Consider the following 17,237-nt stretch of genomic DNA (forward strand, 5'->3'; position numbering starts at 1 on the left):
AAGACTCCTTCCAAAATAATTATTATATTTAATAATAGGCATTATTTTCAAATTACACTATGTTTTAAGTGAATGTTGATATTGTAGTATAAAGTTCATGGACAGAAGAATTTACTTTAAGAACTCTAAAATAAAGCTTAGTCCAATTAATGCATGTTCCCAATCATAGATTGTTGACAAGCAATTAATTGTACAAATCTTCATTAAGAGTTCTAAAAAGCAAATTCCAATGCCAGTTCGCCCTTATACTATAATATCAACACTATTTTAAAACAGAGCCTTAAATTACTAAAATAAAATCTTTTCTAAATTAGTATAATAATTTTTTAACTAAAATAAAACCTAAAAAAATTATAAACCAGAATAAAACTGATTTATAATCTTTCTTAAATATCTCATATGATTATAACATAATAATTATCTAATATTTAATTATTTTATTATGTTTAAAAATATAACTAATTATTTAAATTTTTAATTAAATCTTTGATTTTTTCAGCACATCTTTGCCCTTTACAACACCCTAATCCAGCACCAGTATCTTTTTGAACATCCTCATAAGTTTTAGCACCATTTTTTATAGATTGTTTAATTTTAGCTCTAGTTATACTTTTACAAATACAAGTTTTTGTTAATTTATCTAAAATTTCTTCATTTAAATTATTGTTCATAAATTCTCTCCTTAAGATTTAGTTTATTATCATAATTAAAACATAATACTGTATAGTAGTAAATATTAATGAATAATAATTATCAAAAATTAATTATTATTTCAAATAATTAATTTAATATATAATATATTAAAACATAAAAAACTAAATATGTATTTTAATTGGGTTATATAACTAAAATTATATTTTTATTAAATAAAGATGTCTAAAAATATAAAAAATGAAGTGTAAAGTAAAAAATTCATAAATTGTTATATTTATAATATGATTTTTTTATGGTATCTTTTTTTATAAAAATCATTATGTTATAATTAACTATATAATGAAAATTAAGTAAAATAGTAAAATTCAAACAAGGGGGACAGTTTTAATGTTTAGACGACTTAAAAACAAAAAATTTTTATCATCTATAGTAGCATCAATGATGGTATTTACTTTATTTACACCGATAACAGTAAAAGCAGATACTAAAACTGATACTAATAATGAAGTAATCGATTTAACTGGAAATAAAACAGTTAATGGTAACAAAGATGTTCTTTTGGCCAAAGATGGAAACGTTAACTTGCAAATTTTAACAACTACAGATTCTCATGGTAGATTCCTACCATATGACTATGCTGTAAATGTTACTGATAATTCAGGAAGTCTTGCACAAATATCAACTGCAGTTAATGATTTAAGATCTAAAAATCCTAATAATACAATTGTTGTTGATGCAGGAGATATTATTCAAGATAATTCAGAATCATTATTTATAAATGATTCAAATAACCCAATGATAACTGCTATGAATAAAATAGGATATGACACTATTACTTTGGGAAATCATGAATTCAATTATGGTATACCAGCTTTAAAAAATATAATGAAACAATTTAATGGTACTGTATTAGGGGGAAATGTATATGACACTGATGGCAAAACAAGAATTGCAGCACCATATAAAATAGTTGAAAGAAGTGGAGTTAAAGTAGGAATAATAGGTATGGTAACACCTAATATTACTAAATGGGATGCGGCTAATTTAAAAGGATACAAAGTTACTAACCCTGTAGAAGAAACTAAAGCTGCAATTGCAGAACTTAAAAAGCAAAATGTAAATACAATAATAGCTGTTAATCACATTGGTGAGACACAAGAATATGGTACTGAAGGATCAAGTGCTATTGATATATTAGAAGAATGTCCAGAAATAACTGCTTTCGTTGCAGCTCATTATCATGTGAAAATAGCTGGAGACTATTATTATGACCATAAGATATATTCTTTAGATGCTAGTAAAAATAAGGTTACAGCAGTAACAAAGGATGGAACAATTACAGATGTAACTATGGAAGATTACAATAAAGCAAAAGCTAATGGAACAGTAATAATAGAAGCGTATAAATGGGCTAAGACTCTTGGTCAAATTAACGTTAATTTAACTAAAAATTCTAATGGAGAATATGTAGTTGCAAATAAAGGTACAGATATTACAACAAAGCTTTATGATATGGCCCCTAAAAATGGAACTGCTGTTCAAGCTGATAATGAACTTACAAAATCATTAGCAAGCTATAATCAAAGAGCAATTGATGATGCTAACACACCAATTGGTACATTAAAAGATGGAAACTTAACACCTCCAAATGAAATTAAAGGAATAGATCAAGCAAAACTTCAACCTACACCAATGCTTACTTTAATTCATAATGTTCAAATGTATTATGGTGAAAAAGTAGCAAATCATAAAATAGACGTTTCATCTGCAGCAGTATTTAAAGATGGACAAAACATAGCAGCAGGAACTATTAAGAAATGTGATACTGCTAATATATATAAATTTGACAACACATTATATGTTCTTAAAATGACAGGAAGTCAACTTAAGAAATATATGGAATGGTCTTTTGGTTATTACAATAAATATAACCCTGGAGATTTAACTGTTTCATTTAATAAATCTATCCCAGGATACAATTTTGATATGTTTGGTGGTATAAAATATAATGTAGATGTATCAAAGGATGTTGGAAATAGAGTAGTTAATTTAACAAGAAATGATGGAAGTAAAATAAATGATTCAGATGAACTTTATGTAACAGTTAATAACTATAGAGGTGGAACTCAATTATTAACTCCTGGAGTTATATTTAAAGACGGAGAAGCTCTTCCAACTCTTGTAGGAAAATCAGAAGAAACTGCTGGATTAGGTGATGGAAGAATAAGAGATTTAATCGGAAAATATATAAACGAAGTTAAGGGTGGAACTATAACTCCTGAATGTGATAATAATTGGAGCGTTATAGGTAATAATTGGGATAAAGAACAAAGAAAAAAAGCAGTACAATGCATTAATAATGGAAGTGTAACTTTATCTGGAGTTGCAGAAGAACAAACATCTTCTAATTCAAAATCTGTAACTTGGGATGATGTAAAAAATAAATAAAAATTAAGTTTTACCACTAAGTAAATATAAAAATAAATTTTAAAAAAGATTGTAAAGTCATAGGGGTTAAATTTCTGTATCTCTATGACTTTGCTTGGTTTTAAATATAATATTAAAGAAAAGCTATGTTTTAAATGAAAATTGATATTATAGTATAAAGCTCATGGACAGAACTGAAATAGGAAACTTGACTCATATACATTCGTTCAGTAAGTTCCAGGAACAAAATATAAAATTGCACTCTGTGAAAGTTAATGTTGCCAAATATAAAATTTGGACATTCACTTAAGAGTTCTAAAAAGCAAATCCTAATGCCAGTTCGCCCTTATACTATAACATCAATACTATTTTAAAACATTGTATAAACAATAGGAGTAATTATGAAAAAAGTAAACAGAAATACGTATATATGCATAACTTTATTGGCAATAATTGTAATAGGATTATTTACATTTTCAATTGTAGAAAGTAATAAGCAAAAATTTAATATTAATAGTAATTACTTTTTTGCAAAAGCAAGGGTAGATAAAATAGATTATGATGATACTAATAAATTAGAAGATGAAAACAATCAGGTACTACAAACTAAGCAGGAGTTTGAAATTACAATACTTAATGGTAATCATAAAGGAGAAAAATATAAGATTAGAAATACTATAGAAGCTATAGATATACATAGAATAATTGTTAGTGAAAATGATGAAATATTAATAAATTATACTATTTCAGATAATGATGGAACAATAAACTCAATACATTTATATGAGATGGTTAGGGAAAGCTATTTATATATATTAATAGGAATATTTATATTATCTGTTATTTTAATTTGTGGGAAAAAAGGTATTAAATCAATAATAACTTTAATTTTTACAGGTTTTATGATAATAAAAGTATTACTTCCAATATTAATTAGTGGATTTAATCCATTGGTAGCAACAATTATAGTATGTATTGTAACTGTAGCATCTTCATTATTTTTTATAAATGGAATAAATAAAAAAACAATAGTTTCAATACTTGGGACAACTGGAGGCATAATAATTGCAACTATTGCAGCAATTATCATAGGTAACTTGTGCAAAATAACAGGGCTTGCTGAAACTGAATCACAAATGATAGCCTATGCTAATGCAAGTATAGAGCTTAACTTTAAGCAGATAATGTTTTCTGCTATAGTAATTGGTGCTTTAGGAGCTGTTATGGATGTTAGTGTGTCAATTACTTCAGCTATGGACGAAGTATTACAGATTAAAAGCAATATAACAAAAAAAGATTTTATAAAAAGTGGTATGAATATAGGTAAAGATATTATAGGTGCTATGTCTAATACTTTAATTTTGGCTTATGCAGGAGGAGCATTTAGTTTAATATTTTTACTTGCAGCTCAAAAAATGACTTATGCAACTATTGTTAATATGGAAATAATAACAACAGAAATAATAACAGCTTTTGCAGGTAGTCTTGGAATTGTTTGGACTGTGCCTATTACAGTGTTTGCAATGGCCACTTTAGTTTTTAGAAATAAGTTTAAAACTATAAAAAAATAAATTTAAAACCATCAATTGACATTTAAATAACGTTAATATATAATGATTACAATAAAAGACTGTGATTAGGAAAAGTATCTTAAATTCAACTTTTAGAGAGTAGCTGTTTGGTGCAAAGTTATAGGAGAATTAAGAGAAAATCACCTAGGAGTTAGAGGCTGAAAGGTTTTACCGATTAAGTTTTCTCGTTAGCCAGCGTTAAAGGATAGAGTATGTTTGTACTTGAAATGAGACATTTAATAATTATATTGAATGTTTACCTTAGGTGGTTTGCGAATTCAACTTCGTCCTGTGGGATGGAGTTTTTTTTATAGTCAATTTACATTGAAAGGGGAAAAAGATAATGTACAATAAAGTAGATTCTACAAAGAGTAATGTAAGTATGGAAAAAGATATTGCAAAACTTTGGAGAGAAAAAAACATTATACAAAAGAATTTTGATTCTAATCAAGATGGAGAATATTTTACTTTTTATGATGGTCCTCCAACAGCAAATGGAAAGCCACACGTTGGTCATATATTAACAAGAGTTATGAAAGATATAATCCCAAGATACAAAGTTATGAAGGGATATCAAGTTTTAAGAAAAGCTGGTTGGGATACTCATGGTCTTCCAGTAGAGTTAGAAATAGAAAAGAAACTTGGGATTTCAGGTAAAGAACAAATTGAAGATTTCGGAGTAGAAAAATTTATTAAAGAATGTAAAGATAGTGTATTCTCATATGTAAGCCTATGGGAAAAAATGTCTGAACAAATCGGTTATTGGGTTGATATGGATGATCCATATGTAACTTATCATGACAACTATATTGAATCTGAATGGTGGGCTTTAAAGCAATTATGGAATAAAAAGTTATTATACAAAGGTCATAAAGTAATGCCTTACTGTCCAAGATGTGGAACTGCTTTATCATCTCATGAAGTTGCTCAAGGATATAAAGATGTTAAAGACTTAACTGCAACTGCTAAATTTAAAGTTGTAGGAGAAGAAAATAAATATATATTAGCATGGACAACAACCCCTTGGACATTACCATCTAACTTAGCTTTATGTATAAACAAAGCATATACATATTGTGAAGTTCAAGTTGGAGAAGAAGTTTATATTTTAGCTAAAGATTTACTAGGAAAAGTTTTAGGCGATACAGAATATGAATTAATTAAAGAGTTTAAAGGTGAAGAACTATTAGGAGTTAAATACGAACAACTATTACCTTTTGCAAAGGTTGAAGGTAAAGCATTTGAAGTAATCCATGGAGATTATGTAACATTAACAGATGGTACTGGTATAGTACATATCGCTCCAGCTTATGGTGAAGATGATAGTCTTGTTGCTAAGAAAAATGGAATTACATTTATAAATTTAGTAGATACAAATGGTAACTTTGTTGAAGAAGTAACTCCATGGGCAGGAAAGTTTGTTAAGAAATGTGATGATAGTATTGTTAAATATCTAGAAGAACATAATAAATTATTTAATGCTCACAGACATATGCATTCATACCCACACTGTTGGAGATGTGATACACCATTATTATACTATCCAAAAGATAGCTGGTTTGTTGCAATGACTGAAATGAGAGATAAATTATTAGCAAATAATAATAAGATAAATTGGTATCCTGATAATATTAGAACAGGAAGATTTGGTAAATTCCTTGAAAATGTTATTGACTGGGGTATTTCAAGAGATAGATATTGGGGAACACCTCTGCCAATATGGAATTGTGAATGTGGTCATAAAGAATGTATTGGAAGTAGAGAAGAATTAGAAGCTAAATCAACTACAGATTGTAAGGGTATAGAATTACATAAACCTTATGTTGATGCAATTAAATTAAAATGCCCAGAGTGTGGAAAAGAAATGACTAGAACTCATGAAGTAATTGATTGTTGGTTTGATTCTGGTTCAATGCCTTTTGCACAATGGCATTATCCATTTGAAAATAAAGAAACTTTTGAAAAGAATTTTCCAGCTCAATTTATATCAGAAGCTGTTGACCAAACGAGAGGATGGTTCTATACATTACTTGCAATATCAACATGTTTATTTGATACAAACCCATTTGAAAATTGTATAGTGTTAGGTCACGTTTTAGATAAAAAAGGACTTAAGATGTCTAAGTCTAAGGGAAATGTTGTAGATCCATTTGAAGTATTAGGTAGTCAAGGCGCAGATGCTACAAGATGGCATTTCTATACTGCAAGTGCACCATGGCTTCCAACAAGATTCTCAACTGATGATGTTGCAGAAACTCAAAGAAAGTTCTTAGGTACATTATGGAATGTATATTCATTCTATGTTTTATATGCAGATATAGATAAATTTGATCCAACTAAATATGCTGATTTTGTATCAGATAATGTAATGGATAAATGGATTATATCTAAATTAAATACATTAATTGCAACTGTTGATGAAGGATTAAGTTCTTATAAAATAACTCAATCAGCATTAGCAATTGAAGAATTTACAGATGAATTATCAAATTGGTATGTAAGAAGAAATAGATCTAGATACTGGTCTCAAGAATTAACAGATGATAAGATTGGTGCATATGTAACTTTATATAAAGTATTAACTAATTTAGTTAAGGTAGCATCACCATTTGTTCCATTTATGACAGAAGAAATTTATCAAAACTTAGTTGTAAATCTTGATAAAAATGCACCAGAAAGTATTCATTTATGTAAATGGCCTGAAGTAGATAGTAATGCTGTAAATAGAGAATTAGAAGAGGAAATGGATTTAGCTTATACACTTGTTAAGCTTGGAAGAAGTGCTAGAAATGCTGCTAATATTAAGAATAGACAGCCACTTTCAGAAATTCTTATTTCAACAAATTCTTTACCAGAATACTATGGTGATATTGTTAAAGAAGAATTAAATATTAAGATGGTTGAACTTGGAGCAGATTTATCAAAATATGTTAACTTTGAAATTAAACCTAACTTACCTGTATTAGGTAAGGCTTATGGTAAACTAATACCACAAATCAGAAAAGCAATTTCAGAAAAGAATCAAATGGAATTAGCTCAAAAGATTCAAAACGGTGATAGTGAAACTATTGAAGTTAATGGAACAGAAATAGTTCTTACAAATGAAAATCTTTTAATTACAATGCAAGGATTAGAAGGATATGCATTTGCAGGTGAAGGACATATAGGTGTTGTATTAGATACAACAATTACACCAGAACTTCAAGAAGAAGGTCATGTAAGAGAAATTATTTCAAAGATTCAAAATATGAGAAAAGATAAAGGCTTTGAAGTATCTGACAAAATAAAACTTTATGTTGCTAATAATGATTTATTATTAAATATAATTGAAAAATTTGCAGAAACTATAAAGAAAGAAACATTAACTTGTGATGTTATTTATAATGAAGAAAAAGAGTATACAGAAACTATTATAAATGGTGAAAAGTTGGAAATGACAGTTGAAGTAATTAAGTAGATATATAGTTAAGGGCTAGAATCTAAAGGACTCCTTTTGATATCTAGCCTTTAAATTTGCAGAAAAATCACTATTTATCAACAAGTTTCTTGATTTTTATAAGATAATATTAGTATAATTAATTATCTAGAATAATATAAAGGAGGAATTAGTATGGCTACTTCTATTAAAGATGTTGCTAAAGAAGCAGGTGTTTCAATTGCAACAGTTTCTAGAGTGTTAAACGATATAGATGTCGTTAATGAGGATACTAAGAAAAAAGTATTAGATGCAATAAAGTTATTAGGATATAGACCAAACATAATTGCTAGAAGTCTAAAAACGCAAAAGACCAAAACAATAGGTATATTATTACCAGATGTATCAAATCAGTTTTATCCTGAAATTGTTAGAGGTGCAGAAGATGTTTCTAACATATATGACTATAATGTGATTTTATGTAATTCTGATCTTGATATAGAAAAAGAAAAAGAATATTTAAGAGTTCTTAAAGAAAAAATGGTTGATGGAGTACTTTATATGAGTAGTTCACTTCAAGAAGAAATATTAGAGCTTATTAATGAATTAGATTTAAAGACAGTACTTGTTGAAACAAAAGATAAAGAAGGAAAACTTCCAAGTGTTACAATAGATAACATTAAAGGAAGTTACGATAGTACTAAGTATTTAATTTCTAAGGGATTAAAAAATATTGCTTTTGTTGGTACTAAGAAAAACAATATGAATGCTTGGGGTGACAGATATCTAGGTTACGAAAAAGCATTAAAAGAAGCAGGCATTCAAGTAAATGATGATTTAATCTATCTTGATACAATAAAAGTAAAATCAGGATATGAAGCTGTAGACGAATTCATAAAAAAAGGAATTAAAGTTGACGGTGTTGTATGTGCTTCTGATGAAATAGCAATGGGAGTTATAAATAGATTTAGAGAAAAAGGGATTAATACACCTAACGATGTTAGCGTTATTGGTTTTAATGATAATTATGCTGCATCAATTTTCTATCCTAAAATAACAACTATTTCTCAACCAACATATGATATGGGATCAGTTGCTATGAGAATGCTTATAAAACTTTTAAATCAAAATGAATTAGAAGAAGCACATTATGTTTTAGAACATGAGTTAATAGAAAGAGAAAGTACAATTTAATTATAAAAAACAATTAATAAAATAATGCCTTAAAAATAAGGCATTATTTTATTTTGGAAATATTTTTAAACGTACTCTATATTTTAAGTGAATACTGATTTTTTATATAAGGCACATGAAATAAAATAATAGATCAAAGAGGCGTTGTATATTTTGTGTCAGACAAGGAAGCAAATTTAGTTAATAGCAAGCTATTAGCTAAATTTGATGACGCAGTATCATGCAAAATAGACGAGCATACTGGTCTGTTATTTTTTTGAATGTGCCTAAAATCAATGAATCAAGAAATTTACTCCTACAATTGTAACTAAAAATAAAAAATGATAAAATAATTAGTATTGCAATTATATATCAGAAGGAGGAGTTTAATGAATAATCAAAAGAGATTAGGTGAGCTAGGAATAGGCAAATTACTATTAGAATTTTCAATTCCAGCTATCATAGGGATGTTAGTAAACACTTTATATAATATTATTGATAGAATATATATAGGTCATATTCCTGAGGTAGGTAATTTAGCAATAACAGGAGTAGGTATTACACTTCCTTTAATGACTATAATTTTAGCATTTGGAATGTTAGTTGGTATAGGAACGGCTACTAGAATTTCAATAAAATTAGGGGAACATGATAAAGAAAGTGCGGAGCATCATTTAGGAAATGCTTTTACACTATTACTAATAATAAGTGTGCTTTTAACAATTATAGGATTAAGTTTTATGGAACCCCTTTTAAATATGTTTGGGGCAAGCCCTAATACTATAGGATATGCTGTTGATTATATAAGAATAATTTTTATAGGAACTATATTTAGTCTTATGAGTTTTGGATTAAACCATTCAATAAGAAGTGATGGAAGTCCTAAAATAGCAATGTTTTCAATGCTAATAGGTGCTATAACAAATATTATTCTTGATCCTATATTCATATTTACATTTGGACTTGGAGTACAAGGTGGCGCAATTGCTACTGTAATTTCTCAAATTGTATCAACAATATGGATTTTATATTACTTTACTAAAGGAAAGAGTGTACTTAAGATTAAGAAAAAGTATTTAAAACTTAATAAATCAGTAGTTATAAGCATATTTTTAATAGGAATGAGTCCTTTTAGTATGCAGATTGCTCAGTGTGCGGTACAAATAGTTTCTAATAATTCTCTTCAAAGATATGGAGGGGATGCTGCTATTGGTGCTATGACTATAATAAATAGTTTAGTATTAATATTTTTAATGCCTATATTTGGATTAAATCAAGGGATGCAACCAATAGTAGGATATAATTATGGTGCTAAAAAGTATGATAGAGCTAAGAAAGCTTTAAAATACTCAGCACTTGTAGCAACTATAATAGTAACTGTAGGATTTTTAGTAGTTGAAACAGTACCAGAACTTTTAATTTCTATATTTAATAGAGATTCTGAAATTTTAACAATAGGAATTCCAGGTATGAGAATATTTTTAGTGATGTTACCTATAATAGGTGCACAAATAGTAACAACGAATTTCTTCCAGTCAATAGGGAAAGTTAAGGTTTCAATGTTTTTAAGTTTATTAAGACAAGTAATAATATTAATACCTTCATTATTAATAATACCAAGAATTCTAGGCTTAAATGGAATATGGATAGCAGGTTGTGTATCAGATTTTTTATCAGCAATAATAACATTAATAGTATTCTTAAAATTTAATAGAGAATTTAAAAAAGAATTTGTTAAAGTAAAAGAACAATCTGTTATATAAAACTAAACCCCTTATCTTTAGTTTAAAGATAAGGGGTTATTTTTATATTATTCCTTCAATTTTTAAAGTATCTTCTAATTTTTGAACCGTTTCAGATAAAGAGATAAATTTTTCTTTTATTTGTTCTTTTGATGGAGTATTTGTATTAAGAGATTTTTCTATATCTTGTATAGTTTTAATAGCATCATCTATGTCTTGTTGAGCTATTTTTAAAGTTGATTCTTTCATAAAGTTTCTCCTTTTTGTCAAATTAAGTTTAATCATTTCTATCCTATCACTACTAAAAAATAAGTGCAAGGCATATAAATGTAATGAACAATTATGTTTTGGAGGAGAAGATGATAAATTATATTTGGTTTTTAATGATTTTTCTTGGAGTTCTAGTTGGATTGATAACTGGAAATGGAGAAACAATTTCTAAAGCCATAGTTAACTCATCAGGAAGTACAGTTACATTTATTATTGAACTTACAGGAATTATGTGCTTCTGGTGTGGAGTTATGAAGGTTGCAGAAAATAGTGGACTTACAGATAAATTAGCTAAAATTTTAAAACCTTTATTAAAAATTATATTTAAAGAAGCAGCTAGAGATGAAAAAGCACTTGGGGCTATAGTTATGAACCTTACAGCTAATATGATGGGATTATCAAATGCAGCAACGCCATTTGGAATTAAGGCTATGGAGGAAATGGATAGACTTAATAAAGAAAAAGGAAAGGCATCAAATGATATGGCACTTTTCTTAGTATTAAATGCAGCTTGTATACAATTAGTACCTTCAACAATTATATCAATAAGAGCTGCTTGTAATTCGGCTAATCCTGGAATAATAATAGTTCCAGCCTTAATATCTACTGCAACAGCAGCTACTGTTGGTATACTTTGTTGTAAATTACTACAAAGGTATTTTTAGAAGGGGGTGCTTATATGCTTAATTATTTAAGTAGAAGTATAATTCCTATAATATTTTTAGTAATTATAACTTATGGGATGATTTCAGGAAAAAAAGTATACGAATGGTTTGTAGAAGGTGCTAAGGAAGGATTAAGTGTTTGTTTAAGAATATTTCCATATCTATTAGCAATGATAATTGCAGTACAAATATTTAAAGAAGCTAAATTATTAGATATTATAAATAATTTAATAGCACCGGTTGGAAATTTAATAGGTTTACCTAAGGAGATAATTCCCTTAATAATTATTAAACCCCTTTCAGGAAGTGGAGCAATTGGTGTGTTTACAGATATTATAAAAAGTTTCGGTGCTGATACTAAAATAGGGTTAATATCTTCTGTTATTATGGGAACAACCGAAACAATTTTCTATACAATTACAGTTTACTTTGGTGCAGTAAAAGTAAAAAAGATAAGACATACATTATGGGCAGCTATTTTTGCAGATTTAACCGCTATAATTATGGCAGCTTTTATAGTTAACTTATTTATTCTTAAATAATTTAAACATATACTAATATTTAACTAAATTTAATATATAAATAAAATATAAGGACATGTTTTAAAACATATCTCAAAAGGATTTCTCAAAATTAATATAATATATAAATGCTCGTTTAAATATAGTAAGGTTATATAGATATTTTTTTGAGATAGCTCTTTAGTCAAATTATAAAGTATAGGAGAGGATCTTTAATGGTTAATGAAGCTAAAAAATTATTTATTGCTATGGTAGGAGCAACTACAATGACTTATGAAAAAGCTAACGAAGTTATAAATTCCTTAGTTGAAAAGGGGAAAGTAACTATAGAAGAAGGAAAAGAATTGTCAGAAGAATTAAAGAGAGAATTAAAAGAGAAAACAGATAATGTAAAAATCAAAACAAGTGAAAAAATTAAGGATATAAAACCAATTACTAAGGATGAGATGTATGAAATGTTAGAAGACTTTGATTTTGTAACTAAGGAAGAATTAATAGAACTTAAAAATAGAATTGCATCATTAGAAGAAAAATTAAAAGAAAATTAATGTACATCTTTGAATTATCATTTTATTTGCCGAAGTAAATAAAGAACTGTCTTAATATTAATAGAAATTTTTAAGGCAGTTTTTTTAAGGAGGAATGTTTTATGAATAAACAGTCTTCAAAAAGATTTAAAGAAATAATAAAAATTTTTGCTAAATATGGATTTGGATATATTTTTGACAACAAACATGATGTAGAAAAAAAATCTCCTAAAAATTTAAGAAAAGCATTTGAGGAACTAGGACCAACATTTATTAAATTAGGGCAAATATTGAGTACAAGACCGGATATTATATCTAAAGAATATCTTGAAGAATTAGCTAGATTGCAAGATTCAGCTCCTAAAGAGGATTTTCAAATAATAAAGTATGTTTTAGAAGATTCATTAAATATTTCTATAGAGGGACACTTTAAATATATTAATCCACTACCTATAGCATCTGCATCTATAGCTCAAGTTCATGAAGGAATTTTAAAGGATGGTAGACGAGTAGTTATAAAAGTACAAAGGCCAGATATAAGTGAAAAAATTAATTTAGATATTGCTATATTAATAAGAATATTTAAATTTACAAAAGTTAATTCAGTTATACCAATTGATGCTATAGAAGCATTGCAGGAAATAAAATCTATGGCGGAAGAAGAGTTAAATTTTATTCTAGAAGCAAAAAATATTGAAAAGTTTAGGGAATATAATATTGGGTTAGCTTCAGTGTATGTCCCTTATATAGTTAACGAGTTATTAAGTGAAAAAGTAATAATATTAGAAAAAATAGATGGATTTAAAATAAATGATTTAGATATGCTTTATAAAAATGGATATGATAACAAAGAAATTGCAAAAAAATTAGCTCTATCATATTGTAAACAAATATTTAAAGATGGTTTTTTTCATGGTGATCCTCATCCGGGAAATTTATTAATAAATTGCGGGAAAATATGTTTTATAGACTTTGGAATAGTAGGGCGATTAAATGATTGGATGAAGAAAATTCTAAATACAGCTATACTTGCTATAGCAACAAAAGATAAAGAAAAATTAGTAGATTGTATATTATCAATTTCAATAAAGAAAGGTAAAGTAAATAAAATACATTTATATGATGGAGTATCATACATATTTGATACATATTTATCTACATCTATAAAGAATATAAAAATATCTATATTGCTTCAGGAAATATTTGATTTAGCTAATAAAAATAATATACAATTGCCACGAGAGTTAATAGCTTTAACGAAGACTATAATAATATTAGAGGGTGTTATTGCTGAAATTGACCCAGAATTAGAAATTATAGATGTTGTAATAATATTTATTAAAAATGAAAATAAAGCAATAATTTTAGATTTTTTACAAGATGAAGAATTGTTGATTTCGTTATATTCATTTGGAAGAGATACAATAAAAATACCATCTAAAACTGTAGAATTATTAAATAAGCTATGTGGAGGAGAAGGAAAATTGCAATTAACAATTAGAGATAAAAATATTATTTTTAAAGAAATAAATAGAATGATAAATAGAATTATTATAGGAATATTAGTATCTTCATTAATAATTGGATCCTCCATGATAATAAGTAATAACGTTGAGCCAATATATAATGGGATATCATTAATTGGAGCTATAGGATATTTAATATCAGCAGCACTTATATTATGGATTTTGATAAGCATTATTAAGGAAAGAAAATATTATTATAAAAAATAATATTAGTATATTTTATTAGAAAACCAATAGAAGTTTATGATGAAAACAATAATATTTAGAAGTAAGATTAGACTTAAATTGTGATATAATGAAGAGGATACCATTAGTGGTATCCTCTTTTTTAAGAGTTGGGTAAATTATTTTATTAAGAAAGGTAATGAAATATATGAGAGTATTAGAACGGATAGAAAATTTAAGAAAAATAATGAAAAGAGAAAATATAGATTATTATATAGTTCCTAGTGCAGATTTTCATCAAAGTGAATATGTTGCAGAACATTTTAAATCAAGAGCATATATAACAGGATTTACAGGGTCTGCTGGAACTGCATTAATAGGTTTGGAAAAAGCAATTCTTTGGACAGATGGAAGATACTTTATTCAAGCAGAACAACAATTAAAAGATTCTGGTATAGAGCTTTATAAAATGAAGATACCAGGTTGGCCAACTTTAGAAGAATGGTTAATGGAGAATATGAATAAGGGAGAAACTTTAGGTTTTGATGGAAGATTATTTTCTATTAATCAATATGATGAATTTAAAAAAATAGAAGATACAAAAAATATAAAAATAATAATGGATAAAGACTTAATTGAAGAAATATGGACTGAAAAACCAGAGTTACCTAAAGAAAAAGTATTTCTACATGATGTAAAATATTGTGGTAAATCTGCAAAAGAAAAGATTGAGGAAATACGTAGTGAAATGGGAACCGAGTCTTATATTATATCTTCACTTGATGATATCGCTTGGACATTTAACATAAGAGGAAATGATGTAAAGAATACACCAGTAGCGTTAGCTTATGCAATTATAAATAAACAAGAAGCGATTTTATACATTGATAAGTGTAAACTTTCAAAAGATGATGAATCTAAATTAGAATTAAATGGTATCAGAGTAGAGGACTATAATAAAATATTTGAGGATGTTAAAAAAATAGATAATAGTGTTACTGTAGATCCTAATAAAATTAGTGCATATATATATACATTAATAAAAGAGAATGTAAAAATTATAAAACAACCAAATATAACTACAAAGTTAAAAGCTATAAAGAATGAAACAGAAATTCAAAATCTTAAAGAGTGTCAAATAAAAGACGGTGTAGCAATGGTTAGATTTTTAAAATGGCTTAAAGAGAATGTTGGAAAGATAGAAATATCAGAAATTACTGTTGCTGATAAATTATTAGAATTTAGAAAAATGGGAGAACTTTTTATTGAAGAAAGTTTTGGTACAATTGCAGGATATAAAGATCATGCAGCTATGATGCACTATTCTGCAACAGAAGAAAGTGCATATAAATTAAAGCCAGAAGGTATATTATTAGTTGATTCAGGTGGACAATATTTAGATGGTACTACAGATATAACAAGAAGTTTCATCTTAGGTAAATTAACAGAAGAAGAAAAGAGAGACTTTACATTAGTATTAAAATCTCATATTAATCTTATGAAAGCAAAAATTTTAAAAGGTACATCAGGATCAAATTTAGATGTATTAGCCAGAACAGTTTTATGGAATGAAGGCATAGATTATAAATGTGGTACTGGTCATGGTGTCGGATTCTTTTTAAGTGTACATGAAGGACCACAAACAATAAGTCCACTTCCTAATAAAGTATCATTAGAGCTAGGAATGATATTAACTAATGAACCAGGAGTTTATAGACAAGGAAAACATGGTATAAGAACTGAAAATGTAATGCTTGTTGTCAAGGACTGTATAAATGATGAATTTGGTGAGTTTTATAAGTTTGAGGTAATGTCATATTGTCCTATAGATATAGATGGAATAGAAAAATCTTTATTAAGTAATGAAGAAAAGGTATGGTTAAATAATTATCATAGTGAAACTTATAAAAAATTAAGTCCATATTTAAATGAAGATGAAAAAATATTCCTTAGAGAAGTTACTAAGGAAATATAACATGCATTAAAAGAAACTAATAGATCGAATATTATAAAACATTAAGGCTTATTAGTTTCTTTAATAAAATGCTATTTAAGTTAACACTAATAGATACTAATTAAAATATTTTTTCTTTTGGTGGATGTATAAATTTATTTATAAATACTGCTATAATTATACCAATAGCGGTATCAATACATCTACCAAGAGCATATAGATAAGAAGCTTTTCCTGGATGATTTACCATTATACTAATAAAGACTATGCAACAAATAGCAACAGAAGCAGGTTTATTTAATAATGTACATATATATATTGCTATAATTATTCCTAAACCTGTAATAATAGAAGTTATGTTAAATAAGAATGGAATTAATGTACTTAAATATATAACTATAATTCCAAGTAATCCACCAAGGAAAGTACCAATTAGTCTATTTTTACCCATATCAAAAGAATTATAGACTGTATCTTTCATACAAACAACACAAGCAATACAAGCATAAAAGGAATCAGTGCGATGAAAAGCTTTAAAAGTTATCATGCATAATGAAACTGCAAGAGCAGTTTTTAAATTTCTTAGCCCTATTTTGGGAAGTTTAAAATTCTTCAAAATATTATTCC

13 protein-coding genes and 1 other annotated feature are annotated in these 17,237 nt (G+C 27.1%); of the genes, 10 read left to right on the forward strand and 3 right to left on the reverse strand.

Annotated features, from left to right (window positions below; translation table 11 throughout):
* Nucleotides 1–458: 458 nt before the first annotated feature.
* A complete protein-coding gene (locus ACYUET_RS14295) occupies nucleotides 459–671 on the reverse strand; it encodes a (2Fe-2S)-binding protein (protein WP_460280701.1) in 213 nt (70 codons plus the stop codon).
* A gap of 370 nt (nucleotides 672–1,041) precedes the next feature.
* Here ACYUET_RS14295 and ACYUET_RS14300 point away from each other — a divergent pair, with 370 nt between their 5' ends.
* From ACYUET_RS14300 to ACYUET_RS14320, 5 genes are all read left to right on the forward strand, one after another.
* Nucleotides 1,042–3,102, forward strand: a complete 2,061-nt coding sequence (locus tag ACYUET_RS14300) for a 5'-nucleotidase C-terminal domain-containing protein (protein WP_460280702.1) — start codon at nucleotides 1,042–1,044, stop codon at nucleotides 3,100–3,102.
* Between the two features lie 380 nt (nucleotides 3,103–3,482).
* Nucleotides 3,483–4,652, forward strand: coding sequence for a YibE/F family protein (locus ACYUET_RS14305; RefSeq protein ID WP_460280703.1), 1,170 nt, complete (start codon nucleotides 3,483–3,485; stop codon nucleotides 4,650–4,652).
* Between the two features lie 52 nt (nucleotides 4,653–4,704).
* Nucleotides 4,705–4,947: a binding site (T-box leader), on the forward strand.
* Nucleotides 4,948–4,995: 48 nt separating this feature from the next.
* The gene (gene ileS, locus ACYUET_RS14310) at nucleotides 4,996–8,109 is read left to right on the forward strand and encodes an isoleucine--tRNA ligase (RefSeq protein WP_460280705.1); all 3,114 of its coding nucleotides are present in this window, start codon (nucleotides 4,996–4,998) and stop codon (nucleotides 8,107–8,109) included.
* Nucleotides 8,110–8,262: 153 nt separating this feature from the next.
* A complete protein-coding gene (locus tag ACYUET_RS14315; RefSeq protein ID WP_460280706.1) occupies nucleotides 8,263–9,261 on the forward strand; it encodes a LacI family DNA-binding transcriptional regulator in 999 nt (332 codons plus the stop codon).
* A gap of 368 nt (nucleotides 9,262–9,629) precedes the next feature.
* Nucleotides 9,630–11,003, forward strand: a complete 1,374-nt coding sequence (locus ACYUET_RS14320) for an MATE family efflux transporter (RefSeq protein WP_460280708.1) — start codon at nucleotides 9,630–9,632, stop codon at nucleotides 11,001–11,003.
* 42 nt (nucleotides 11,004–11,045) lie between these two features.
* On the opposite strand, the gene ACYUET_RS14325 is transcribed toward ACYUET_RS14320, so the two are convergent.
* On the reverse strand, nucleotides 11,046–11,231 hold the full coding sequence (locus ACYUET_RS14325) for a hypothetical protein (RefSeq protein ID WP_460280710.1): 186 nt from the start codon (nucleotides 11,229–11,231) through the stop codon (nucleotides 11,046–11,048).
* 110 nt (nucleotides 11,232–11,341) lie between these two features.
* Here ACYUET_RS14325 and ACYUET_RS14330 point away from each other — a divergent pair, with 110 nt between their 5' ends.
* From ACYUET_RS14330 to ACYUET_RS14350, 5 genes are all read left to right on the forward strand, one after another.
* Nucleotides 11,342–11,917 carry a nucleoside recognition domain-containing protein gene (locus tag ACYUET_RS14330; RefSeq protein ID WP_460280711.1) on the forward strand — a complete coding sequence of 192 codons (576 nt, stop codon included), beginning with the start codon at nucleotides 11,342–11,344 and terminating at the stop codon, nucleotides 11,915–11,917.
* A 14-nt stretch (nucleotides 11,918–11,931) separates the two neighbouring features.
* The gene (locus tag ACYUET_RS14335) at nucleotides 11,932–12,459 is read left to right on the forward strand and encodes a nucleoside recognition domain-containing protein (protein WP_460280713.1); all 528 of its coding nucleotides are present in this window, start codon (nucleotides 11,932–11,934) and stop codon (nucleotides 12,457–12,459) included.
* A gap of 194 nt (nucleotides 12,460–12,653) precedes the next feature.
* On the forward strand, nucleotides 12,654–12,986 hold the full coding sequence (locus ACYUET_RS14340) for a phasin family protein (protein WP_460280715.1): 333 nt from the start codon (nucleotides 12,654–12,656) through the stop codon (nucleotides 12,984–12,986).
* A 101-nt stretch (nucleotides 12,987–13,087) separates the two neighbouring features.
* Nucleotides 13,088–14,698 (forward strand): ABC1 kinase family protein, encoded by a 1,611-nt coding sequence (locus tag ACYUET_RS14345; protein WP_460280717.1) that lies wholly within the window; start codon nucleotides 13,088–13,090, stop codon nucleotides 14,696–14,698.
* A gap of 166 nt (nucleotides 14,699–14,864) precedes the next feature.
* Nucleotides 14,865–16,631, forward strand: a complete 1,767-nt coding sequence (locus tag ACYUET_RS14350) for an aminopeptidase P family protein (protein WP_460280718.1) — start codon at nucleotides 14,865–14,867, stop codon at nucleotides 16,629–16,631.
* 100 nt (nucleotides 16,632–16,731) lie between these two features.
* On the opposite strand, the gene ACYUET_RS14355 is transcribed toward ACYUET_RS14350, so the two are convergent.
* Nucleotides 16,732–17,226, reverse strand: coding sequence for an FUSC family protein (locus ACYUET_RS14355; RefSeq protein ID WP_460280719.1), 495 nt, complete (start codon nucleotides 17,224–17,226; stop codon nucleotides 16,732–16,734).
* Nucleotides 17,227–17,237 lie beyond the last annotated feature (11 nt).

The sequence above is a fragment of the Clostridium sp. CTA-5 genome (assembly GCF_054768135.1).